26 protein-coding genes and 1 rRNA gene are annotated in these 21,221 nt (G+C 64.0%); 16 read left to right on the forward strand and 11 right to left on the reverse strand.

The window, feature by feature from the left end; translation table 11 throughout:
• Positions 1-101 (forward strand): 5S ribosomal RNA (gene rrf, locus H7347_RS09550); the annotation flags it as partial.
• A gap of 166 nt (positions 102-267) precedes the next feature.
• Here the strand turns inward: rrf and H7347_RS09555 are convergent.
• A complete protein-coding gene (locus tag H7347_RS09555) occupies positions 268-1,206 on the reverse strand; it encodes a pseudouridine synthase (RefSeq protein ID WP_186337462.1) in 939 nt (312 codons plus the stop codon).
• 62 nt (positions 1,207-1,268) lie between these two features.
• On the opposite strand from H7347_RS09555, the gene H7347_RS09560 reads away from it, so the two are divergent.
• From H7347_RS09560 to H7347_RS09570, 3 genes are all read left to right on the forward strand, one after another.
• Positions 1,269-2,162, forward strand: a complete 894-nt coding sequence (locus H7347_RS09560; RefSeq protein ID WP_152823291.1) for a universal stress protein — start codon at positions 1,269-1,271, stop codon at positions 2,160-2,162.
• A 16-nt stretch (positions 2,163-2,178) separates the two neighbouring features.
• Positions 2,179-2,442 carry a GlsB/YeaQ/YmgE family stress response membrane protein gene (locus H7347_RS09565; RefSeq protein ID WP_152823292.1) on the forward strand — a complete coding sequence of 88 codons (264 nt, stop codon included), beginning with the start codon at positions 2,179-2,181 and terminating at the stop codon, positions 2,440-2,442.
• 136 nt (positions 2,443-2,578) lie between these two features.
• On the forward strand, positions 2,579-3,214 hold the full coding sequence (locus H7347_RS09570) for a TetR/AcrR family transcriptional regulator (protein WP_186337463.1): 636 nt from the start codon (positions 2,579-2,581) through the stop codon (positions 3,212-3,214).
• Here H7347_RS09570 and yidC read toward each other — a convergent pair.
• Positions 3,211-4,470, reverse strand: coding sequence for a membrane protein insertase YidC (gene yidC / locus H7347_RS09575; protein WP_152823293.1), 1,260 nt, complete (start codon positions 4,468-4,470; stop codon positions 3,211-3,213). The two genes, H7347_RS09570 and yidC, sit on opposite strands and share 4 nt — an antisense overlap.
• A 74-nt stretch (positions 4,471-4,544) precedes the next feature.
• On the opposite strand from yidC, the gene H7347_RS09580 reads away from it, so the two are divergent.
• Both H7347_RS09580 and H7347_RS09585 read left to right on the forward strand, forming a co-directional pair.
• Positions 4,545-5,813: a sensor histidine kinase gene (locus H7347_RS09580; protein WP_152823294.1), complete on the forward strand. Its 1,269-nt coding sequence runs from the start codon at positions 4,545-4,547 to the stop codon at positions 5,811-5,813.
• Positions 5,794-6,444, forward strand: coding sequence for a response regulator transcription factor (locus H7347_RS09585; protein ID WP_152823295.1), 651 nt, complete (start codon positions 5,794-5,796; stop codon positions 6,442-6,444). The genes H7347_RS09580 and H7347_RS09585 overlap by 20 nt, the downstream gene beginning before the upstream one ends.
• Before the next feature lie 61 nt (positions 6,445-6,505).
• On the opposite strand, the gene H7347_RS09590 is transcribed toward H7347_RS09585, so the two are convergent.
• Entirely contained in the window at positions 6,506-6,847 is a 342-nt protein-coding gene (locus tag H7347_RS09590) for an Lsr2 family protein (protein WP_152823296.1), read from the reverse strand.
• A gap of 159 nt (positions 6,848-7,006) precedes the next feature.
• Positions 7,007-7,645 carry a DUF6474 family protein gene (locus H7347_RS09595; protein ID WP_152823297.1) on the reverse strand — a complete coding sequence of 213 codons (639 nt, stop codon included), beginning with the start codon at positions 7,643-7,645 and terminating at the stop codon, positions 7,007-7,009.
• 86 nt (positions 7,646-7,731) lie between these two features.
• Between H7347_RS09595 and H7347_RS09600 the strand changes: the two genes are divergently transcribed.
• A complete protein-coding gene (locus tag H7347_RS09600; RefSeq protein ID WP_370513962.1) occupies positions 7,732-9,249 on the forward strand; it encodes a TM0106 family RecB-like putative nuclease in 1,518 nt (505 codons plus the stop codon).
• Here H7347_RS09600 and H7347_RS09605 read toward each other — a convergent pair.
• Complete coding sequence (locus tag H7347_RS09605) at positions 9,246-10,910, reverse strand: cupredoxin domain-containing protein (RefSeq protein WP_152823299.1); 1,665 nt, start codon at positions 10,908-10,910, stop codon at positions 9,246-9,248. The two genes, H7347_RS09600 and H7347_RS09605, sit on opposite strands and share 4 nt — an antisense overlap.
• A 131-nt stretch (positions 10,911-11,041) precedes the next feature.
• Complete coding sequence (locus H7347_RS09610) at positions 11,042-11,644, reverse strand: superoxide dismutase (protein WP_152823300.1); 603 nt, start codon at positions 11,642-11,644, stop codon at positions 11,042-11,044.
• Positions 11,645-11,835: 191 nt separating this feature from the next.
• On the opposite strand from H7347_RS09610, the gene msrA reads away from it, so the two are divergent.
• Together msrA and H7347_RS09620 are read left to right on the forward strand one after the other, a co-directional pair.
• On the forward strand, positions 11,836-12,489 hold the full coding sequence (msrA, locus tag H7347_RS09615; RefSeq protein ID WP_186337465.1) for a peptide-methionine (S)-S-oxide reductase MsrA: 654 nt from the start codon (positions 11,836-11,838) through the stop codon (positions 12,487-12,489).
• A 106-nt stretch (positions 12,490-12,595) separates the two neighbouring features.
• The gene (locus H7347_RS09620; RefSeq protein ID WP_152823302.1) at positions 12,596-13,540 is read left to right on the forward strand and encodes an L-lactate dehydrogenase; all 945 of its coding nucleotides are present in this window, start codon (positions 12,596-12,598) and stop codon (positions 13,538-13,540) included.
• Here the strand turns inward: H7347_RS09620 and H7347_RS09625 are convergent.
• Genes H7347_RS09625 through H7347_RS09630 form a run of 3 tightly spaced genes read right to left on the reverse strand, consistent with a single transcriptional unit; the run spans position 13,537 to position 15,195 of the window.
• Positions 13,537-14,337, reverse strand: coding sequence for an ImmA/IrrE family metallo-endopeptidase (locus tag H7347_RS09625; protein WP_370513963.1), 801 nt, complete (start codon positions 14,335-14,337; stop codon positions 13,537-13,539). The genes H7347_RS09620 and H7347_RS09625 overlap by 4 nt on opposite strands.
• 41 nt (positions 14,338-14,378) lie before the next feature.
• Positions 14,379-14,657, reverse strand: coding sequence for a HigA family addiction module antitoxin (locus H7347_RS10845; protein ID WP_227659117.1), 279 nt, complete (start codon positions 14,655-14,657; stop codon positions 14,379-14,381).
• The gene (locus H7347_RS09630; RefSeq protein ID WP_370513964.1) at positions 14,599-15,195 is read right to left on the reverse strand and encodes a type II toxin-antitoxin system RelE/ParE family toxin; all 597 of its coding nucleotides are present in this window, start codon (positions 15,193-15,195) and stop codon (positions 14,599-14,601) included. Before H7347_RS09630 ends, H7347_RS10845 begins: the two co-directional genes overlap by 59 nt.
• Here H7347_RS09630 and H7347_RS09635 point away from each other — a divergent pair.
• The 6 genes from H7347_RS09635 to H7347_RS09660 all read left to right on the forward strand — a co-directional run bounded on the left by H7347_RS09635 (position 15,106) and on the right by H7347_RS09660 (position 17,987).
• On the forward strand, positions 15,106-15,834 hold the full coding sequence (locus tag H7347_RS09635; RefSeq protein WP_186337466.1) for a glycerophosphodiester phosphodiesterase family protein: 729 nt from the start codon (positions 15,106-15,108) through the stop codon (positions 15,832-15,834). The two genes, H7347_RS09630 and H7347_RS09635, sit on opposite strands and share 90 nt — an antisense overlap.
• Positions 15,818-16,738, forward strand: coding sequence for a DUF5926 family protein (locus H7347_RS09640; protein ID WP_152823303.1), 921 nt, complete (start codon positions 15,818-15,820; stop codon positions 16,736-16,738). Before H7347_RS09635 ends, H7347_RS09640 begins: the two co-directional genes overlap by 17 nt.
• 108 nt (positions 16,739-16,846) lie before the next feature.
• On the forward strand, positions 16,847-17,089 hold the full coding sequence (locus H7347_RS09645) for a hypothetical protein (protein ID WP_152823304.1): 243 nt from the start codon (positions 16,847-16,849) through the stop codon (positions 17,087-17,089).
• A 23-nt stretch (positions 17,090-17,112) separates the two neighbouring features.
• Positions 17,113-17,499 carry a hypothetical protein gene (locus H7347_RS09650; RefSeq protein ID WP_186337467.1) on the forward strand — a complete coding sequence of 129 codons (387 nt, stop codon included), beginning with the start codon at positions 17,113-17,115 and terminating at the stop codon, positions 17,497-17,499.
• A gap of 6 nt (positions 17,500-17,505) precedes the next feature.
• Positions 17,506-17,733: a hypothetical protein gene (locus H7347_RS09655; RefSeq protein WP_152823306.1), complete on the forward strand. Its 228-nt coding sequence runs from the start codon at positions 17,506-17,508 to the stop codon at positions 17,731-17,733.
• Positions 17,733-17,987 carry a hypothetical protein gene (locus tag H7347_RS09660; RefSeq protein ID WP_152823307.1) on the forward strand — a complete coding sequence of 85 codons (255 nt, stop codon included), beginning with the start codon at positions 17,733-17,735 and terminating at the stop codon, positions 17,985-17,987. The genes H7347_RS09655 and H7347_RS09660 overlap by 1 nt, the downstream gene beginning before the upstream one ends.
• A gap of 56 nt (positions 17,988-18,043) precedes the next feature.
• On the opposite strand, the gene H7347_RS09665 is transcribed toward H7347_RS09660, so the two are convergent.
• Entirely contained in the window at positions 18,044-18,388 is a 345-nt protein-coding gene (locus H7347_RS09665) for a hypothetical protein (RefSeq protein WP_152823308.1), read from the reverse strand.
• A gap of 902 nt (positions 18,389-19,290) precedes the next feature.
• On the reverse strand, positions 19,291-20,577 hold the full coding sequence (locus H7347_RS09670; RefSeq protein WP_227659118.1) for an LCP family protein: 1,287 nt from the start codon (positions 20,575-20,577) through the stop codon (positions 19,291-19,293).
• 239 nt (positions 20,578-20,816) lie between these two features.
• Between H7347_RS09670 and H7347_RS09675 the strand changes: the two genes are divergently transcribed.
• Positions 20,817-21,041 (forward strand): replication initiation protein, encoded by a 225-nt coding sequence (locus H7347_RS09675; RefSeq protein ID WP_370513965.1) that lies wholly within the window; start codon positions 20,817-20,819, stop codon positions 21,039-21,041.
• Positions 21,042-21,221: the final 180 nt, after the last annotated feature.

The following is a 21,221-nucleotide window of genomic DNA, read 5'->3' on the forward strand; positions in this document are numbered from 1 at the left end:
TGGGGAAACGCCCGGTCCCTTTTCGAACCCGGTAGCTAAGCCCATTTCATGCTGATGGTACTGCATTCGTTGGGGTGTGGGAGAGTAGGTTGCTGCCAACACTAAAAATTCATAATGTGGTGGGGTGGGGTAGTAGGTTGTACTACCCCACCCCACTTTATTTGTTTGTGTTTCTTCTTTTTTGTGCTAAAAACACAAACAAAAACACACGGGAAGGAACACGGGTATCGACAGCGTCCCTTCCTGCGTATGAAAATTGACAATAAGTTATATCGAGTATTCTCGTTTTTCCCCGCTCAGCGGATCGGTAAAGGCAAGACCGATGGCCCGCAAGCGCAAGGGACGATCAAAGTCCTCCTCGGTTTGGCTCACGGTCGGATATAGCGGATCGCCGTCAATGGGCACCCCGGCGGCGGCCATGTGCACGCGCAGCTGGTGGGTCCTGCCCGTGTGCGGGCGCAGCAGGTAAGCGGCCTGCTGCGGGTGTGTGAGGCGTCGAACCCCCAGCAGCGTGGTATGTGCGTTGGGCTGTCGTTGCGGCCAGGTGCGGGCCTGGAGTTCCCCCGGGGTCTTGGTGATGTGCGAGGTCCATTCGATGGGGCCGCGGGTGCAGGATTCTGCGAGGGTGGCGTCGTAACGCGCACGGGCCTCGTATGTCTTTGTTACCTTCCGCGAGGCAAAGAGCTCCTGATACGCGCCGCGTATCTCGGGTCGCTTGGTAAAGAGCAGGAGCCCGGAGGTAAGGCGGTCGAGCCGGTGCGCGGGGGTGAGGTCGTTGTTTCCGGTGCGTCGGCGCAGTCGCACGGTGGCGGTTTCCGTGATGTGTTCGCCGCGCGGCATGGTGGCGAGGAAGGGTGGTTTATCTACCACCACGAGCGATTCGTCTTCATGGATGATCGGCATCTCATGGGGTACGGGTTTCTCCGGTGCGGGGGTGCGGTAAAACCACAGGTCCGTGCCGGGGGCTACCTCCTCGTCGGGGGCTATGGCGCGCCCGTCGCGCAGGCGCACTTCTCCGGCATGGAATCGGGCGAGGATGGCCTGGGCGTCGTCGGCGGGGTGGCGGTGCCGCTGGGTGGCGATCAGGTGGCTGAGGAAGTCGAGGGCGATAAGGCGTGTGCCCTCGGGGACGCGGGCGCGGGAGGGGTTGAGCCCGTCGCGGATGGGCAGCGGCGGGGGTAGTCGCCGGCGTCGAAAAGCAATCACGTGTCCACTGTAGAGGGGTAATATGAGGGGTGCCAGAGTCCAGTCTGAGGAAAGGGGACGCGATGAGCGCCGAAGGAATCATCGTTGTGGCAGTTGATGGCTCGGAGGCGGCTAAGATGGCCGTGCGATGGGCCGCGAATACCGCCCAGAAGCGCGACGCGCCGCTGCGCCTTGCATCGAGCTACACCATGCCGCAGTACCTCTACGCGGAGGGAATGGTACCCCCGCAGGAGCTGTTCGATGATTTGCAAAGCGAGGCCCTGGAGAAGATCGAGGAGGCCCGCGGCATCGCCCACGAGGTGGCTCCGGACATCAAGATCGGGCACACCATCGCGGAGGGCTCCCCGATCGACATGCTGCTGGAGATGTCGAAGGATTCCACGATGATCGTCATGGGCTCTCGCGGTCTCGGCGGGCTTTCCGGCATGGTGATGGGTTCCGTGTCCGCCGCGGTGGTCTCGCATGCTTCCTGCCCGGTCGTGGTGGTGCGGGCGGATAACCCGGTAAACGCGAACACCAAGTATGGCCCGGTGGTCATCGGTGTGGATGGCTCCGAGGTCTCCCAGCGCGCCACGGAATATGCCTTTGCGGAAGCGGATGCGCGCGATGCGGAGTTGGTGGCGGTGCATACCTGGATGGATATGCAGGTGCAGGCCTCCCTGGCGGGCCTCTCCGCCGCACAGCAGCAGTGGGAGGAAGTCGAGGCCGAGCAGCGGGAGCTGCTGGATTCGCGCCTGGCCCCTTTCATCGAGAAGCGCCCGAACGTGGAGGTGCGCAAGGTGATCACCCGGGATCGTCCGGTGCGCGCCCTGGTGGAGGCGGCGGAGGACGCCCAGCTGTTGGTGGTGGGTTCTCACGGCCGCGGCGGTTTCAAGGGAATGCTGCTGGGTTCGACCTCGCGGGCCTTGTTGCAGTCGGCCCCGTGCCCTATGATGGTGGTGCGTCCAGAAAAATAGACATAAGGAGTACTGTATGGGTGGCTTAAGCATGGGCTTTCTCGCGTGGATCATCATTGGCGGCCTGGCCGGTTGGATTGCGTCCAAGATCAAGGGCACCGATGCCCAGCAGGGCCTGGTTCTCAACGTCCTCGTCGGTATCGCCGGCGGCTTGCTGGGCGGGTGGCTGCTTAATCTCTTCGGCGTGGACGTGGCCGGCGGTGGCTTGATCTTTAGCTTCCTTACCTGCCTGCTCGGCTCGGTGATCCTGCTGACGATCGTGAATAAGATCAGCCGCTAACCTCCCCGCGGGAGCTTTCCCGGCCCTGGTCTCTGTGCGAGTGCGCACAGAGACCAGGGCCGGTTCCGTTAAACGGACAGATTTGTCTATTATGTGGGGGTACGTATCGCGTCGTGTGTGAGGGAAGGAAGCATCAGTGGCCACCACCAAGGGGCGGAAGTCTGCGTCGAGTACCTCGCGCAGGCGCAGCCGCCCGAGCCCCCGGGAACGCCTGCTGACATCCGCGACGAATCTTTTTACCACCGAGGGCGTCCGGGTCATCGGCATTGACCGCATCCTGCGCGAGGCGGATGTGGCCAAGGCCTCCCTTTATTCCCTCTTCGGCTCCAAGGACGCCCTCGTGGTGGCCTATATCGAGCGCCTCGATGCCGCCTGGCGCCAGGCCTGGACCGAGCGCACCAGGAATGCGCAGGATCCGGATGAAAAGCTCTTGGCCTTCTTCGATCAATACATCGAGCAGCTGCCCGCGGAGAACTATCGCGGCTCTCATTTCCTCAACGCGGTGTGCGAGTACCCCAAGCCGGAGACGGAGGCCGAGCACGCGATCATTCGCGCGGTGATGGATCACCGCCAGTGGTGCAGGAGAACTATCACGCAGCTGCTGACCCTCCGCAACGGCTATCCCAGCGATGCGCAGGCCGGTCACCTGCTGATCTTCCTCGATGGCGGGGTGGCGGGTGCGCGCCTGGCGCACAGCATCGAGCCGCTGGAATCGGCCCGCGCCCTGGCCCGTCAGATGCTCGCGGAGCCTCCCGCGGATTACTCCATCTAAGGCACCCGGCGGTGGCGCCCGCCGTGACCTCGATGGTCCTCGGGTACCTCCACCCGCATGCGGCCTGCCCACTCCCGGTCGAGAGAGTGCTTGCCCACGGTCGGGGTGGCGGAGGGGATCGCCTTCCGGACGTTGTGCGCCTGCGCCCCGGCCCGCTGCTTTTTGCTCGCGGCCTTGGCCTCCGCGATGATCTCGCGGCGGGCGTTTTTCTTTGCCCGGGCGGTATCCCTGCGGTGCTTCTTCTCCGCGGCGCGCTGTATCTTGCGCAGCTGCGCCTTCTGCGCGCCTTGGCGGCGGTGTTCCCGGGAGGTCAGCCCCCGCAGCCGCAGCGCCCGGATTTCGCGGCGGCGCTGGTGTTCACGCTGGCGAATCTTCCGGTGCTCCTCGCGCTGCCGGAGGAAGTAGGCGCGGTGGTCCTTGTCCAGGGGGAGGCGGCGGGACAGCAGCAGATGGATGAGGGCGTTTTGCAGGAGCGTCCAGAGATTGTTGCCAAACCAGTAGAGGATGATTGCCACCGGCAGGGGGCCAAAGAGTCCCGCGTTGACCAGCATGAACGGGATGACGATGGCCAGCAGCAGCGTGATCTTATAGATATTGAGGGCAAAGCTCGAGGCGTAATCCAGCGACTGCCGGTTGCGATGCAAGGAGAGTGCCATGTTGAGGGTGGTAAAGACCACGGCCAGCACGAGGAAGGGCACGATCAGGGCGGTGACCTCGGTGCGCGTAGTGCCAAGCCCGGCGAGCTGCTCGGAGCTCATGGTGCGGTAGGCGGGCAGCGGCACCCCCAGGAACGTGGTGTGGAGGAAGGAATCGACGTCGCCGGCGTTGAGGAAACCGATGCGATGGTGCTGGCCGTCGATGCCCTCGGTGGGCCGCGCGATGCGCAGCAATAGGCGGTAGAGGCCGAGGAAGGCCGCGATCTGGATCAGCGGCGGGATACAGCCCGCGGCCGGCCTGTAGCGGAAGCGCTTGCGCAACCTGCTGGTCAGCGCCATCTCCTCGAGGATGCCGCGCCGGTCGGTGCGCTCGGCGTAGGAGCGGCGTACGGCGTCGAGATGCGGGCGCATGAGCACGGAGATGCGGGCAGCGCGGAACTGCATCCAGGCGAAAGGGGCGATGAGGGTGCGCACCGCGACGATGAGGCCGACGAGGCTCAACAGCCAGGCGTGGTGCTCTTCGATCCCCAGGAGGGCATGGAAAAACAGGTGCCACATCTTCATAATCCCCGAGATAGGGAGGACAAAGAGGTTCAGCACGGTGGTCCCGCCTTTCCGGTTTGTGGTGCGCAAAGAGGTGCTGGGAAACTGCTGCTAAGCGTACCGTGTGGAATATGACCACTGCGGAACGCCCGGAGCGCCCGGGGGAAAATAGCCTGACGAACGGGATTCACGTGCTCACCTCCGTGCTGCTCATCGTGACGGTCAGTGCCTCGGTGCAGCTGGAATGGAAGTTCGCGGTGATCAACGTGATCATTTGCGCGCTTTTTGCCTTTCTCTACTTCTTCGGTTCTGATCTCTGGGAGGGCTGGCCGCCGATAGCACAATCGACGTGGCTGCTGGGCCTGTCCGGGTTGTGGGTGCTCATGCTGCCCTTGGCGGACGTGGGCGTGTACCTCCTGCTTTCGTTGTTCTTCCTCTATCTCCGCGTGTTCGATGACTACCGCGGCGTGGCGGCGGTAGTCATCGCCACGATGGTCTCGATCGGGGCGCAGATACCCAAGGGACTGACCGTGGGGGCCATCATGGGCCCGGCGGTCTCGGCCCTGGTGGTAGTGGCCATCTACTACGCCTTTCGCACCCTGTGGCAGGTGAGCACGGAGCGTCAGGAACTCATCGACCAGCTCATGGCCACCCGCACCCAGCTCGCGGCCTCCGAGCACGCGGCGGGCATCGCCGCCGAGCGACAGCGCATCGCCCACGAGATCCACGACACCGTGGCCCAGGGGCTGTCGAGCATCCAGATGCTGCTGCACGCCGCCGAGCGCGACCTGCGCGACACCGGATTGAGCGAGCGGCAGGCTGCGCCCGTGGTGACCAGGATCGACCAGGCGCGACGCACCGCCTCCGATAACCTTGCGGAGGCGCGCGCCATGATCGCCGCGCTGCAACCCGCGGGATTGTCCTCGGCCTCCCTGGAGACGGCCCTGCGACGCGTGGCCACCAGCTTTGCGGCTAGCGTGGACATGGACATCGAGGTGGATATGGAGGGTGAGGTTCGCGCCCTGCCGATGAAGACCGAGGCCGTCTTGCTGCGCGTGGCGCAGGGCGCGGTGGGCAACGTGGTCAAGCACGCGAAGGCCAGCCGCGCGCGGATCACCGTGAGCTACGAGCCGACGGAGGTGCGCCTGGACGTGGTGGATAACGGGCGGGGCTTTGATCCCGAGGCGGTGGCGCAGCGGCCCGCCGGGTTGGGGCACGTGGGTCTCGACGCCATGCGACGCCGCGTCGAGGAGGTGGGCGGCACCCTCACCGTGGAGTCCGCGCCGGGGCAGGGAACGGCGATGTCGGTGGCCATTCCGGTGCGCAATGAGGTATTAGACTCTAGGAAAGGGACACGCCCCGGTGCGGAAGGGAAAAGAGATGGGTCGTTCAACGATTAGGGTTCTTTTGGCCGATGACCATCAGATCGTGCGAATGGGGCTGCGCGCGATCCTGGATGGGGCGGAGGATATCGAGGTCATCGGGGAGGTGGCCACCGCGGATGCCGCCATTTCCGCCGCCTATGCGGGGGGAATCGATGTGATCCTTATGGATTTGCGTTTCGGTGCGGGCGTGGAGGGCACCAAGGTGACCACCGGGGCGGAAGCAACCCGTGCGATCAAACAGGCAATGGCGCGCCCGCCACGGGTATTGGTGGTGACCAATTACGATACGGATGCCGATATCCTCGGTGCCATTGAGGCCGGGGCCGTGGGCTATTTGCTCAAGGATGCTCCCCCGGAGGAATTGCTGGCGGCGGTGCGTTCCGCCGCGGAGGGAGATTCCGCGCTCTCCCCGGTGGTAGCGGATCGCCTGATGACGCGCGTGCGCACCCCCCGCACCTCCCTGACCCCTCGGGAATTGCAGGTTCTTGGTTTGGTGGCCGACGGCTGCTCGAATCGGGAAATCGGCCAGCGGCTTATGCTTTCCGAGGCCACGGTGAAATCCCATTTGGTGCATATTTACGATAAGTTAGGTGTGCGTTCCCGCACTTCCGCGGTGGCTTCCGCCCGGGAACAGGGAGTCATTTAGACGTAAAGAAAGGCGGTGATCGCCCCCGCACGGGGGCGATCACCGCCGTATACGCTTAGGCCTAGCGCTGGTGGGCCTGGTTATAGGCCTCGATCACCTCAGCGGGGATCTTGCCGCGCAGGGCGATGTCCTTACCCTGATCGAGGGCCCATTGGCGGATCTCGCGGGCCTTGCTGTTGCGCGCCGCGCCGGTGTTGCGACGCCCGCTTACCGGGGTGGCGTGCTTGCGGGCCACGGCCAGGTAAGGACGGAACATCTCGCGGAACTTCTCCGCGTTTTCCGCCGAAAGGTCAATGATGTAGTTTGTGCCATCGAGGGCGAAGCGAACCACGTTGACCTCATTGACATCCAGCGGGGTGCCGGTCAGATCATCAAAGTACTGGGTGACTTCCTTGCGTGCCATGGCGATAACCTCTCCGTTGCGTGACCGGAATGGGCGTCGCCCTCCGGTTTATTTCTCATGGTGACTACCACTGTACATCCTATTGTGTGCGTGTACATAGTTGTGGGGCCACAAAGGAAAATCATAGTTATCTACCAGGAAATATATCGCTAAACGTAATCATGAGCGTTGTTTGAGTCGTCCCTGAATCTCATTGGTCACCTGGTCAATGTCCCTGGAGATGCTGGTATGGGCGCGTCGCCGCTGTTCCTCCGTCATGTACTCCGCATTGTCTAAGGAGGTGGAAAGCTCCGCCAAACGATCCTCCACATCCCGGACAAAGCCGGAGGGCAGACCAGAATCCTTCAGGGATCGAGAAATCCCGTGGATGCGGGCCTTCAGTGGGGCGCCGTAGCCGGAGAATTGCGCCATTTGATCCGGGGTGACGCCGAGCCGTCGCGCGCGGGAGGAGTTGGCCTGCTCTTGCAGGGCGGTCAGCCCGCGGTAGGCAAGGGGCAGAAGAATGGGAGTGAGCAGCCGGGCTGCGCCCGTCCACCGCTTCACGTTATCCGCGTTGAATTTTCCGGCCTGAATCTGTGCCAGCTTTGTTTCTGCCATCTTGCGTTCGTGCTTACGCTTGGCCCGCAGGCCCTTTTCCTCCGCCTTGAGCAGACTCTTTTCCTGTTTGGCCAGCAGTTTTGCCTGACGCTGGCGGGCCTTGGCCTGGGCCTTGACTTCCGCCTTGGCGCGAGTCTTGGCGGCCTTGATCTGGGCCTTGGCGCGGGTGCGTCGTTTTGTGAGGTTTTTCAGGAGTCCCATTGTTCTGCGATCCTTACGTGGTCGGTCAGTGTGCGTCTTCGTCGCTTCAACCTTACCCGCGCCCATGTCTTATGCTCTTGTGCATTGTGGAAAAATCATCGTCGATTGTCCCGGTGGGGACCCAGGAACTTCTGGGATGCCGCTATAAGCAGGTGCAACGTCGCCGTTTCCCCCATACTCCGCCCACCGAGGCGGCCGTGCACCGCGCTCGTCGCAAACATACCGCCGTGGCGGAGGTGGCACGGCTTTTACCCACGGGCCCCGCGCCGGGCGACCCGCGGGCGCGTCGCTTTACGCGCGTGCGCATCGACACCGCGCAACCGGACGCGGATCTCGACACCCTGGAGGCCCTCGCCCAGGGGGCCACCCTGATCGAAGGCGCCGTCTTTGAGGGAACACACGCCGGGCGGCCCTGGCGCACGGAGGTGGAGATCCTGGCGCTGCTGCCCGAGGGCGCCTATCTGCCGGTCGCGGTGACCAATCACCGCGTGGCCCGCCCCGCGCCGGAGGCGGCCACGCCCGTGATCGCCACGCCGCGCCTGGGCCTGAGCCGCCCCCACCTGGAGGAATATTCCCTCAAACACCATTCCTCCGATAGCTTTCGGTTGGCCCTGGCCGCCCGAGCGCTGCACGACTACGGACTCGGCGACGGCCTCGGGGCGCTCATCGGTCAGGATCGACGTCGCGTCTTTCTCACCCCCACGGCGGCCTTCCAGCGCGCCGTCGATAGCGCCCTGGAAGCACCCCCGCCCCCGGGGCCGCGCCGACTCAAAGAGTGCGCCGACTGCCGCTTTTGGTCGCACTGCGAACCCGCCCTGCGGGCCGCCGATGACCTCAGCCTCTTCCTGCCCGGGGATCGCGGACAGCGCTTTCGCCAGCGCGGCATCGAAACGGTCACCGCCCTGGCCGAGGCGAACCTCGGGGAGCCGTCTGCTCTGGCGGCGGCCTGGCAGCGCGGCGTGGCGGTGCTGCGCCGCGACACCGTGACGGCCCCGCCGCGGGCGGGGGTGGAAATCGACATCGACGTGGAGGCCTACCTTGACCAGGGCGCCTACCTATGGGGGACCTACGACGGGGCACGATATCGCCCCTTTGCCACCTGGACGGGCCTGGGCGGAGAGGACGAGGCCCGGAACTTCGCGGCCCTGTGGGACTGGTTGATGCAACGGCGCGCGCGGGCGCATGCGGGCGGGCAGACGTTTCGGGCTTATTGCTACGCCCGCCACGGGGAAAACCACTGGCTTCGCTCCTCGGCGCGCAGATTGCCCGGCGGTCCCACGGAGGAGGAGGTGCGCACCTTCATCCGCAGCGAGGAGTGGGTGGACGTCTTCGACTCCGTGACCGCCTCCCTGGCCGGGCCGCGCGGCCTGGGCCTGAAGACGGTGGCCCCGCGGGCGGGGTTCGGCTGGCGCGACGAGGGCTTTGATGGGGAGGCGTCCGTGAATGCGTATCGGGTGGCCGTGGGCCTGGACGCGGGCGACCCCGAGGCGGCCCGCCGTCTGCTGCTGCGCTACAACGAGGACGATTGCCGTGCCACCGCCGCCGTGCGGGCATGGTTGAACCGGGGCGCGCCGGGGATCGAGGGGCTGTCCGCGGGTTCCTAGGGGGAGGCGGGGTCCACCAGGACGTCGAAGGTCATGCCCTTGGTGTGATGGCCCGCGATAGTGCACCAGCCCGGTACGTCGGCGGTGATGATCCCAGCGTCGATCTCGACGCTTTTCCCGGGGGTGAGCCGCCCGGAGCGCGCCCCGTTGCTGAGCTTGAGATCGTGGGCCTGGGAGTCCTCGTTGCGCAGCTCGATGAGGAGGCGATGACCGGAGGGAACGGTCACGCTGGCGGGTTCAAAGACCATATCCCCGGCGGTGACCTCCACGCGGGTCACATTCCGTTCCTCGGTGTCGGAGGCCGGAGGCGCGGCGCCCGGCCTGCCGAGGCCGCTGCACAGGGCGGTCAGCAACGCCAGCAGCGCCACCCCTAGGGCCACCTGGCCGGAGGTGCCCCGGGCGTGCGGGATCTCGGGGCGCGACTCGTGGTTCTCGAGGCCGCGATTCAGCTGCGCCCGCACCGCGCGCCCCATGAGGGGGAGGAAGGCCACCAGTCCCAGGAGGGCCAGCGCCGAGGCCCCTACCCGCAGCCAGGAGTTATCTGCGGCCAACCACAGGGCCAGCCCGCCGTTGGTGAGCGTGAACCGCAGCATTCCGCCGCGGTAAGTCTCGCGCAGGCCCCACGCCGCGCGCACGCGCATGGTGGTGGGGAGGAGATAACTCATCACGCCGATGAGCAGCTGTCCGCCGAAGCCCACCAGCAGGGCCGTGGTGGGTAGCGCCGCCTGCGTGCCGTGGCGCAGTACCTGCATGGCTAGCCAGAGCAGGCAGGCCAGCAACCACAGCACCGAGGCGGTGACGGACAGGGAACCATACGTGGTCTTGTCCAGGCCCGCACGGGTGATCACCGACGCCCACCGCGCGCAGGATAGGCCCCAGCCCAGGGCGTAAACTAGGAGCCCTCCGCCGGTGAGCCAGGAGGAACCGGCGAGGGCACCCGTGACCGCGAGGAGGAGGCCGCAGACCTCAATCAGCAGGTCGACCCAGGCCCGGGAGCGAGGCGGCCGGGTGCGCCAGATCGCGGGAAAGAGCACTACGAGCGAGGCGGCCGCCGCCAGCCCCAGGAAGCCCAGGACGTTGAGGATCAGGTGCGCCTGGAGGAGACGGGCGTGGAGGGCGACGTCGTGTACGGAATCGGAGGTCGGGGAGGCCAGCAGGGCACCGAGGATGGCCCCGGCTGTGAGCGACAGCGCCGAGGCCACGTACCCGAGGACCGAGGGCAGCAGGCGGCGTGCCGCCTCGGCCTGGTGGCGTTGCACCCGGCGTATCTGTGTGGTGAGGGAACAGGCGTGCCACAGCAACGCGAGTGCCACCACCGCCGCTCCGGCGTGCGTGAGGGGCAGGACACTGGCGATCTGCCCGGCGAGCACGACGACGATTCCCGCGTTGAGCAGCCATATCTTGCGCAGCTGCCACGGTCGGGCCTCCTCGGGGAGGCGCTGGTGCAGGAACCTCTCCGTGAAGAACTGCGACCACACGACGATCGAGTTCGTTACGGCTCCCAGGGTAAAGGCGTGGATGAGCACCCAGCGGTACTCCGGAACGGCGGGATGTCCCAGCCCCACGAGCACGATGATGAGTAACCAGACGGTGATCGGTTTGCTGGCGCGGCGGTGCCAGCTGCGTCGACCGGTATCCGGGGAATTCTGCGCCACTGTCATGGCCTCATGCTATGCCGCGGGGGTGGCGCGGGGGTGGAGGGGACGGGAAGGGCTGGTGTTCGATACGTCAACGCCGCGCCCGGTCCCCGTGGGCGGGGTGGGCGCGGCGTCCTGAGGCCGACGCGGGTGTCTTACTTCTGCGCGGCGGCGAAGCGCTCGGCCACGTCCTCCCAGTTAAAGACGTTCCACACGGCCTTGACGTAATCCGGCTTCACGTTCTTGTACTGGAGGTAGAAGGCGTGCTCCCACATGTCCAGCATGAGCAGCGGGGTGAGGTTCACGGAGGTGTTGCCCTGCTGGTCGGTGAGCTGCTCGACCACGAGGCGCCTGGCGATGTGGTCGTAACCCAGCACGGCCCAACCGGAGCCGTGCAGCCCCAGGGCGGCGGAGGAGAAGTGGTTCTTGAACTGCTCAAAGGAACCGAAGTCCCGGTTGATGGCCTCGGCCAGCTCACCGGTGGGCTCGCCGCCACCGTTGGGGGAGAGGTTCTTCCAGAAGATGGAGTGGTTGGTGTGGCCACCCAGGTTGAACGCCAGGTTCTTGGACAGGGCGCGGATCTGATCGGGGTTGGTGCCCTCCTCGCGGGCCTTCTCCAGCGCTTCCAGGGCGGCGTTGGCGCCGGCCACGTAGGTGGCGTGGTGCTTGGAGTGGTGCAGTTCCATGATCTCGGCGGAGATGTGAGGCTCGAGGGCGTCGTAGGCGTAGTCAAGCTCGGGAAGCTCGTAGACAGCCATGAGGTGTAAGTCCTTTCGTCTAAGTGCAGTTGCGCGGTCACACACCGCGTGCCACCCCATGATAGGAACTTTAGTCTCGGTTGCAATGTTTTATGTTCGCGCGCAGCGGGCGGGAAGAACGTCGGAATACCCCGTGCGCCGCTATGGTTGCTGTACACAACCCGCAGCATGAAGGAAATGAGGTAACCCCCGTGGGCTGGCTTTTTAGCAGCAATCCCGAGCTCGTCGATCCCGCCGAGGCCCTGACGGGGCGCGATACCCCGATTCTGGCCGACCCTCATCCCCACGCCGTGCTGGGCACGCCGCTGACCGGCCCTTGGCGGGAGGGGCAACGCAGCGTGTTGGTGGGCATCGGCTGCTACTGGGGAGTGGAAAAGATGTACTGGCAGATGCCGGGGGTCGAGGCCACCTCGGTGGGCTTTGCCGGGGGTGTGACCCCAAATCCCACGTACCGCGAGGTCTGTACGGGCCGTACCAACCACGTGGAGGTGGTGCAGGTGGTATTCGATCCGCAGCGCGTCTCCCTGGAAAAGATCGTCACCACGGCCCTGGAGGCGCACGACCCCACTCAGGGCTACCGGCAGGGCAACGATGTGGGCACGCAGTACCGCTCCGCCTTTTACACCGAGACCGAGGAGGATGCCGCGCTGATCCGTTCCCTGGTGGGGCGCTACGGGACCACGCTGTCCGACGCCGGCTTCGGCCCCGTCACCACGGAGGTCGCCACGCTGGCGGATACCCCCGCCGGGGCCTACTACCTGGCCGAGGAGGATCACCAGCAGTACTTGCACAAGGTGCCCGGCGGGTACTGCCCCCACCACGGCACCGGCATCGCCTGCGGGTAGGCACCCTGGGTGCGTGTTATTTCCGGCACAACATCCCCGATAGTCCCGAAAGAACGGGCAAAAAGCCAACTAACCGGGCATAATGAGCCGGGAAGGGAGCACAGTAATGAAGCAAACCATTGGCAATAAGGTCGTTCTCATCGGAGCCGGAGACGTCGGCGTGGCCTACGCCTACGCGCTGGTGAATCAGGGGATCATCGATCACCTGGCGATCATCGATATCGACGAAAAGAAGCTCGAAGGCAACGTCATGGATCTTAACCACGGCGTCGTCTGGGCGGGCTCGCGCACCCGCGTGACCAAGGGCAGCTACGCCGACTGCGAGGACGCCGCCGTGGTGGTGCTCTGCGCCGGCGCCGCACAAAAACCCGGGGAGACCCGCCTGCAACTCGTGGACAAGAACGTGGCCATCACCAAGTCCATCGTCGAGGAGGTCATGGCGCACGGCTTCGATGGCCTCTTCCTGGTGGCCTCCAACCCGGTGGACATCCTCACCTACGCCACCTGGAAGTTCTCCGGCCTGCCCACTCAGCGCGTGATCGGCTCCGGTACGGTGCTGGACTCCGCTCGCTTCCGTTACATGCTCGGTGAGCTCTACGAGACGGCCCCCAGCTCCGTCCACGCCTACATCATCGGCGAGCACGGGGACACCGAACTCCCGGTGCTGTCCTCGGCCACCATCGCCGGGGTATCCATGCGCACCATGCTGGAGAAGGACCCCGCGCTGGAGGGCCGCCTGGAGAAGATCTTCGAGGAGACCCGCGACGCCGCCTACCGCATCATCGACGCCAAGGGTTCCACCTCCTACGGCATCGGCATGGGGCTGGCCCGCATCACCCGCGCGATCGTGCAGAACCAGGACGTGGCTTTGCCCGTCTCCGCCTACCTTGAGGGTGAATACGGCGAGAAGGACATCTACATCGGCACCCCCGCGATTATCAATCGCCGCGGCGTCCGGCGCGTGGTGGAGCTGGAACTCTCCGACCACGAGCGCGAACGCTTTGCCCGCTCCGCGGGCACCCTGAAGGAAATCCAGGGGCAGTTCTTCTAGGGCGTCACCCGGTTCTCGCCCGGCGGCGTAGGGAGGGGGCGCTCCCACTGGCGAAGATATTCGGTGACCGAGGGGGCGTGCCGCGACAGCGTGCTCCTCCACGAAAGGATGCCTTCGCTTTGGAGGCGGCCGACGAGGACAATCGGGTGAATCTGAAGTCGAGCCGCTTGCTCCTCGATCCAGGAAGCTTCGATGGTGTTGGGGAGCGCTGGGAGTTGGAGAATGAGGAGGTTTTTTGCGAGTCGATCGGCCTCGTCCTCCCTCTGAGTACTGTTGGCGGAGAGGTCATCGAGGATAATTTTTTCTTCATCATCCACGTGCCCGAGGAAGACGTGAGCCGCCTCGTGGAGAATGGTGAAGAGTACTTTGTCGAGGCGTTTTCCTCGTCCTGATACGCCGATAATGGGGTGATGATCAACGCGCAACGCGCAGCCGTCCAGCTTTCCTTCGGGGAAGGACTCCACATAAACTATCTTGACTCCCGCCGTCGCAAAAAGTTTCTGGAATTCTACAAAAGATGCAGGTTCTTGGGCGCGCCGGGGTAGGGAGATGGCCACGTCGTGCAAAATTTCTGGTGAATATGGAGAGGCGTGTAATAGTTGGGCGCTTGAGCGCACGCACGCGGCCCAGGCTTGCTGGAGGGACGTTAATTTTTCTTCGGTATTACTACGCCGTGCTGCAAAGGCGAGTGTTGAGGGGGCCTCGACAGAGCTCTTCCCATAAAGCGCCAAAACCTCGCTTTCCTGATCGCTGGGGTGCGATGCTGTGATATAGCCTCGTTTTCTGAGCAGGGTCACGGGGGCTAGTTTATACAGCCGTGCGCGGGCGGTAATTGTGTCTATTTTTCTTTTTGCCCGGCATATTTTTCTTGCTTGTGTAGGGGGTAAGAATCCTGGATATTGAGCCAGAACTGTGCTGATGTGCCCAGGGCGGCGCCGATCTGAGCTGCGGATTCCCGGGTGATCTCCTTTTTTCCGGAAATGACTTCCGAGACAAACTGATGTGGTCGTCCAAGGATAGAGGCTAGATCGGCCTGGCTCCAGCCGCGTGCCTCTAATTCATCGGAAAGTATCTCGCCGGCAGAAAATACTTCTGCAGGAGTGAAGGCATCCATCATTGCACTTTTTCTGGTGGTAGTCTACCAATTCTACAACGATGACCGTCCGGCCTTCGATTTCTGTTATGAACCTAAGGATGAGTCTGAACTGTTTATTGAGGCGAATTGATGAGGTGTCGGCTCGGTTACCCGAGAGTTGTTCTAAGTGGAGGGAGCGTATCGCATAGAGATCGCGTTCGTCGGTGGCACTGTGTAGAATGCTGATCTTTTTTCGGTATGCCCGTATAAGTTCGTGGTTCCATCGCTTTGGCTTGTAAGAAGGATCCTCGGCCAGGCGGCGGAGTTCGTCGGTGTGAAAGCGAATCTGTATGGTGATGCCTCGCGTGGTCTTGGCGGCCTTGTCCTTGACGGTACGGAGGTCTGCATAATGCTCATCACCCCTTGGGTGACGATCGTATAACGCTTGCTCCTTAGCGGTCAACACCGCCCGGCGGCGTAGCCTGTGGGCGTGAAGATCATCGCGCACCGCGGCTATTCCTCCTGTTACCCGGAGTCCACGGCCCTCGCCTACGAGCGGGCCCTCGATCTGCCTATCCACGGGGTGGAGTGCGATATCCGCCTGACCAGGGACGGCGAGCTGGTCTGCATCCACGATCCTCTTGTGGATCGCGTCTCCACCGGCAGCGGCCGGGTCTCCGCGCACACCCTGGCGCAAGTGGAACGCCTCGATTTTGGCACCGAGGAGTATCCGCAGCGGGTGCTCACCCTGGATCATCTGCTGGAGATGATCGCGCCGGGCCCGCATCACCTCTACATCGAAACCAAGCACCCGCTGCGCTACGGCCGGATGCTGGAGGAGCAGCTGGTGCGTCGGCTCGCCTACCACGGGCTGCTCGATGATCCGCGGATTCACGCGATGAGCTTCGCGGGGGCGTCGATACGCAGGATGCGCGCCCTGGCGCCGCAGATTGACCGCATTTACCTGCGGCGTGCCTGGCACAGGCTGCTGCACCCCTGCGACCCCGCGGTGGGCGCGCCCACGGGACTGGGATTGTCCATTGAGCGGGCGAGGGAGCACCCGGGGCTGATCGGGGCGCGCGGCCTGCCCACCTACCTGTGGACGGTGGACGAGCCGGAGGACATGGTCTGGGCGTGCGAGCGCGGGGTGGACATGCTGGCGACCAATAAACCCGAACTGGCCTTGACGTATCTTGGAGGGCATGGCCAAGAAGAATAAGAAGAACGACGACCTGCCCGAGGGCATGAGCCGCCGCCAAGCCAAGCTCGCTAAGCGCGCCGCCGAGCGCGCGGCCCTGGAAAAGGATCCCCGCCCGTACGGCGGTTTTGCTGCCGAGGCCGACCTGGTGGCCCTCCAGGAGTTCGTGCCGTCCGCCACCGCTGCGGTGGAGGTCAAGGGGGCCGTGCGCCCCATACGCCTGGTGACGGTACTGCCCGGTGCGGCCGCCGCCCTGGTGCGCGAGGAAAAGCACGGCGGCGAGGCCCTGGTGGCCCTCCAGGTGCAGGCGCGTTCCCACAACCCCGGGCGCGACCTCGCCTACGCCCTGAAGTGGGCGGCGCAGGCGGGGCCGGGGGAGACCCTGATGTCCACGGCCGCCGACGGCACCCAGCCCGCCCTGGTCGACCTGCTCGACCCCGCCACCGCGCTGGACATCGAGGTGCATCAGGACTTCTCTTGGTGGGTTCCCGAATCCATGGCGGGCGACGCCACCACCGTGCGGGCCCTCCAAGCGGCCAACGACGCCATCGTGCCCTCCCACTGCGTGGACGCCGAGGTCCCCGGGGCCGCCTGGTGGGTGTACCCGGGTGGCGACAAGGCGCACATCCGCTGGGTGCGCACCGAGGACAACGAGGAGCGCCTGCTTGCGGCCCTGGCCCGCATCGCCGCCCGAGGCGAGCTGAACCTGGGCGAGGGTTCCCGCTTCGCCGGAACCTTCCGCACCCACGGGCTCGTGGTGCCCGTCTTCGACCTCGACCCCGCCCGCGCGCACGAGACCTACGCCCAGGACTTGGCGGCCCTGAACACGGCCATCGAGGCCGAGGTGGCCAACGAGGCTCCCCTCAACGCCGAGGAGCGCAAGCAGCTGCAAAACATCAAGTCCCGCCAGGTGACCATCCGGTAACGGGCCGAATGGCAAGGAGGAGCTAAGAGCGGTGCGATGGAACAAAGAGACGGCGCGGGATGGCAGCATCATCCTTAGCTGTGTTTTGTCCTCGCCCTCGGGGGAACCGTGGCGGGGGCGATCAATAACGTCTATGTGGCCCGCCAATTCGCCCGCAGCCTCGGCGACGGCGGCGTGGAGGTGGCCGCCAAGCTGGAGCGGGCCTGGGAGTTTATCCAGGCGGCCGGGTATTGCGCCCGTGGGCGCGATGGCGTTTGCGGCGCTGGCGATGGCGCTGAGCCGGGGGCTGCGGGACTTAGGGCGATAGACGGGGTTTTGTGTGCTGAAAAGCGCGCCGGGGCTGTGGAATAAGGAGGTTATCCACAGGGGCGGTCATGCCGGAGGTACGTCGGCGGCTGGGGCGGGGCACGGTGGTGGGCATGGGTGTTGCGCTGTGGTTATGTCGGGTGGATTGGGACGTGGTGATTCGTCTCTTGCAGGTGTTCATTGCCGGGGCGGTCCTGGTGATCGCGCAGCGGGGACTACGGAATACGACGCGGAGCCTGGTTCAGAAAACCGAGAGTGATAACCGCACCGAGTGGTGGAAACGGTACACCTGGGCGATGGAAAAGGTATATGATCGGCGGGAAGAGGTGACGGTTATGGGGTGGGATGCGATAAATGTCCTCAGCCGGAGTTCCCTGGCCACGCAGACCGAGGTGGAAATCATTAATTGCCTCGTTATGCGGCGCTTTAGCCGCGCAGAACCTGAGGAAGGATGAAAACCGATGTCTGAATCTTACTTTTGGGAAGGAGAGACCCCGCTCGTGGCGGCGGCCAGGGCACGGGCCACCATTACGGTTCGGCACCGCCTGGGGAAGTTCCTGCCGCGTTGGTATTACGAGATGGCTGGGCAGCCCGTGCCGTCAGAGGTGATAGAGGCGGAGGAGAAAGGTATTCTCGTGGAGGAGATAGACGCCGTCCCCCCGCAGCCAAAGCTCATAGACTGGATCTGATGATGGGCGTGGTGGCAAATCTGGAGATGAACGGCCACAACCCATTGCTGCCCATGACGTACAACCTTGTGTGGAGCGGGCTGCTGCTGATCTCGTTGATAGTCACGGTCGTGCTCGTGGTGGACATCATCAGGCTGCCAGCCACCGTGGCTGAGACCGTGGTCTTGATTCTGCTGGTGCTGTTAGCCCCGGTGGTGGGGTGGGCAATCTATCTCGTGCTGCGGCCTAGGATCACGGTGCGGCGGAAAGGCTAGCTGACGGGGAGCATTGAAGTGTCCTGGAGGCCGTGGCCCGCTGAAGGTGGATGGGATCAGGGCGCGAAGAATTGCCCCTGGAGGCTCCCCGTGAGTTCCGGCCCCTCTGGATACTCCCCTGCGAGAATGATGAGGCCGGGGTATTCCATGCCTAGGAAGTTTTTCCGTGGCTGGGGGAGAATGAGGGCGGAGCGCCGTCCCTGGGCGTGGGTCAGCCGCCAGTCGTTGGCCTCGATCACGGAGGTGGCTCCTTCTAGGGCGAAAGATTCCCGCCGGTAGTGTTTCTCCCCATCGAAGAGTTCCTCCGTCCAGAAGAATACGTAGTAGGTGGGGTTGGTTTCCTCCGGTGGGTAGACGTTGTGGTGGATGATAATTTTTCTATATTCATTAGATATGGACACATCCTTCCGGTTGTATTATTTCTTGCATGTATAAAGTACGTTCCTTTATCTCTACCTGCTGGATTGTTCGCGGGGACCATCCTGGAGGTCCCAGCATGAAAACTTTTGCTCCAGCAACGTAGGTGTGTTCCTTTCCGTCGCATGGCATAGCTGCATTGGCGCGCCAGCGGGCGCTAGCATTCTTTTGCACGAAGCCTGATGATGAAGAGACGCCATCGTCACGGCGTAGTATAACGGTTCCTGCTATGGCGGTGATTGGTGCATCACAACTGAGGGTGGCTTGCACATTGACTGTTCCGGGGACATGGCTTGAAGAGTGGGGGAGATTCAATCTCCATCGCAGTTCACCGTTCCTGTGTTCATGGCTTTTAATATTCCGGGAGGTGTGAATCTTTGCCCGAGAGATTCACTTTTATTTCTGGGCCGAGTAGTGATCCGAAGATCTTGAAGGGGTCAACTTCTCCTATGAGGGGGATGTTGATGGTAGAGGAAAGTTCGTTATGCCTGCGAAGGGACGGAGCTTCCGGTGACGATGATGGTGAGTGAGCTGAGTAGAGCGGGTATCGCTCGGGGTATTCGCATGAGATCTTCCTTCGGTGAGGTGCTGTACTGGTAGAAAGGTATCACCTAGGAAGTCTTTGTGCCTAGAGTGTATATTATGGTATATCACTTTTCGGTTCGATATTTTTCCTTCGGAACCCTGCGATTGTTCGTGTGGTGTGCTATAGGCGACCTTCAATGCTCCTTTTATGCTGGCTCCCTGGAGCCTGCCCCAGTACCTTCCTCCACCTGGGGGTTCCAACTCCACCTCTGTTGGGCTGGGTGCTCTACCTGTTGTGGCTGCGCCCCGCCTCGGTGGAGGGAACAAGGGGGTGCCGGAACTGAGCTGGAGAGTCTCGGTCCTACCGCAGTGAGGCCCATAGTTCTTCGGCGGCGGCATCGTCCCAGAGCACCACGTTTCCCACGTCGTAATCGGCAAAGCCTGCGTAGGGTACCGTGACCGTTTTGACCCCGGAGCGCATGGCCAGGGCCAGCCGGGCGAGGTTCCACACGTGGTCGGAGGAGCCGACGATAAAGGAGGAGGCAGTATCGGAGATCAGAGGGATCATGCGGAACGGGTTGATCAGCGTGCCCGCGCTGGTGGTTTGTTTGAGCAGCGCGGCGAAGAACTCGCGCTGGCGCTGCACGCGGTCCAAGTCGCCGCCTGCGGTGGCGCGGGTGCGCACGTAGCCCAGTGCAGTGGGGCCATCGACTTTGTGGCAGCCCGCCTGGATGGAAAGTTGTGCGAGGGGGTCCTCGATCGGTTCTTCCGGGCATACCTCCACTCCGCCCACGGAGTCCACCACGTTGGCCAATCCGCCCATGCCGATCTCCGCGTAATGGTGAATGCGCAGCCCGGTGGCCTGCTCTACCGTCTCGGTCAGTAGCTGCGGCCCGCCGTAGGTAAAGGCCGCGTTGAGCTTGTCCATGCTGTAGCCGGGCACCGCCACGTAGGAATCGCGGGGTAAGGAGACCAGGGTGGCCTTGCCGCCCCTGGGAATGTGCAGCAGCATGACGGTGTCGGTGCGGCCCACGCCGATGTCCCCGCCGGTGCCCAGGCGCGCCACGTCCTCCTCGGAGAGCCCCTGGCGGGAATCGGACCCCACGAGCAGCCAATTGGTGCCGGAGGTCTTGGCCACCTGGTGTTCGGGCAGGGCCTCCACGCGGGTGAGCTTGGTATCCGCCCAGAGGGTGAGCACGATGCTGAATACCAGGATGATGGCCAGCGGCCAGCCCACGCACCCCAGGCACCCGAAGGAGGGGAGGGCGAGCCTTTTTGCTCCTTTGTCTCCTCGTACCGCCGCCTGCGGCACACGGGGTGCGCGCCGGGGCGGGCGTTGCTGCACTCGGGCCGGTTCGGGCCCGGCGGGTGGCGCGTACTGCCGGGTGTATCGGGGGCCTTCCGGATAGGCGCCGCGCGGTGGCGGTGCCTGCTGGGTGCGCGGGGGGTACTGCCGTGGATACTCCTGGCGTGGGGTCTCGCGGCGCGGTTGCTGGTGAGGGGCCGATGAGGAGCGCCGCCGTACGGGGCGGCCGTAGCGGTCGGTCAGCGGGGTGCCGTCGGCACGCAGCACGTACTCGCCGCGCGGATCGTGACGCTGCTGGGCCCCGCGATTCCGGCGATGTTCCTCATAACCCCTGGAATCCATGCGTACAACACTAGATCACCCGAGGCTTCCACCAAGGGCAGAGTAGCCCAGGAAGGGCAGGGCGTCGATGAAGAAATGCGCCGCCACCAGCGGCTATACCTGGTCGGTGCGGCTGATCCGGTTTCGTGTCCTAGATGGAAAATTGGTTGGAGCGTGTAACCATGAAGGCCGTCAGCTACCCATTGTCAGTTTGTCGATGACCACTGGTTCCCCAAAGCACCGCTGGCCGACAACAGCAAGTGGGGCCCTACCACCGCACCTTAGGGATGTCTTACATCGAAGCCAATCCCACGTGCAGGTGGTCTTTGATCATCACCGATCACGACGAAGGAAGCGCCGACGAGATACCCGGCCTGCTTGACCTGCCTCAACCATCCTGGATAGCCTTCAACTCGCATACTCGTGGCGAGCACATTGTTTACGTCTTCGGTACCCCGGTATGTCTGATCAACGCCGCCCGGTGACCTGCTCGCCTGCATTGAGACCGGGCTGACCAAGGCTCTCGGTGGGGACCCTAGGTTTTGCCGGGAGGATCACCAAACCCCTGCTACACCGATCATCTACCCCTATGGGGTGAGATCACTGCCGTCTACGGGCTAAAGACCTCGCCCGTGCTCTCTCCGCCTAAGAATTGCGTCCAGCCT

Source organism: Corynebacterium sp. zg-331, assembly GCF_014267345.1.
Lineage (GTDB): Bacteria > Actinomycetota > Actinomycetes > Mycobacteriales > Mycobacteriaceae > Corynebacterium.

What these genes read in the sequence shown, in the direction of transcription:
- H7347_RS09585 (WP_152823295.1), top strand. Translation starts at nt 5,794, where the DNA reads ATGGGTCGTTCAACGATTAGGGTTCTTTTGGCCGATGACCATCAGATC.
- H7347_RS10845 (WP_227659117.1), bottom strand. Translation starts at nt 14,657, where the DNA reads ATGATGGATGCCTTCACTCCTGCAGAAGTATTTTCTGCCGGCGAGATA.
- H7347_RS09655 (WP_152823306.1), top strand. Translation starts at nt 17,506, where the DNA reads ATGTCTGAATCTTACTTTTGGGAAGGAGAGACCCCGCTCGTGGCGGCG.
- H7347_RS09590 (WP_152823296.1), bottom strand. Translation starts at nt 6,847, where the DNA reads ATGGCACGCAAGGAAGTCACCCAGTACTTTGATGATCTGACCGGCACC.
- H7347_RS09610 (WP_152823300.1), bottom strand. Translation starts at nt 11,644, where the DNA reads ATGGCTGTCTACGAGCTTCCCGAGCTTGACTACGCCTACGACGCCCTC.
- H7347_RS09660 (WP_152823307.1), top strand. Translation starts at nt 17,733, where the DNA reads ATGATGGGCGTGGTGGCAAATCTGGAGATGAACGGCCACAACCCATTG.
- H7347_RS09605 (WP_152823299.1), bottom strand. Translation starts at nt 10,910, where the DNA reads ATGACAGTGGCGCAGAATTCCCCGGATACCGGTCGACGCAGCTGGCAC.
- H7347_RS09595 (WP_152823297.1), bottom strand. Translation starts at nt 7,645, where the DNA reads ATGGGACTCCTGAAAAACCTCACAAAACGACGCACCCGCGCCAAGGCC.
- H7347_RS09565 (WP_152823292.1), top strand. Translation starts at nt 2,179, where the DNA reads ATGGGTGGCTTAAGCATGGGCTTTCTCGCGTGGATCATCATTGGCGGC.
- H7347_RS09580 (WP_152823294.1), top strand. Translation starts at nt 4,545, where the DNA reads ATGACCACTGCGGAACGCCCGGAGCGCCCGGGGGAAAATAGCCTGACG.
- H7347_RS09670 (WP_227659118.1), bottom strand. Translation starts at nt 20,577, where the DNA reads ATGGATTCCAGGGGTTATGAGGAACATCGCCGGAATCGCGGGGCCCAG.
- H7347_RS09620 (WP_152823302.1), top strand. Translation starts at nt 12,596, where the DNA reads ATGAAGCAAACCATTGGCAATAAGGTCGTTCTCATCGGAGCCGGAGAC.
- H7347_RS09640 (WP_152823303.1), top strand. Translation starts at nt 15,818, where the DNA reads ATGGCCAAGAAGAATAAGAAGAACGACGACCTGCCCGAGGGCATGAGC.
- H7347_RS09650 (WP_186337467.1), top strand. Translation starts at nt 17,113, where the DNA reads ATGCCGGAGGTACGTCGGCGGCTGGGGCGGGGCACGGTGGTGGGCATG.
- H7347_RS09560 (WP_152823291.1), top strand. Translation starts at nt 1,269, where the DNA reads ATGAGCGCCGAAGGAATCATCGTTGTGGCAGTTGATGGCTCGGAGGCG.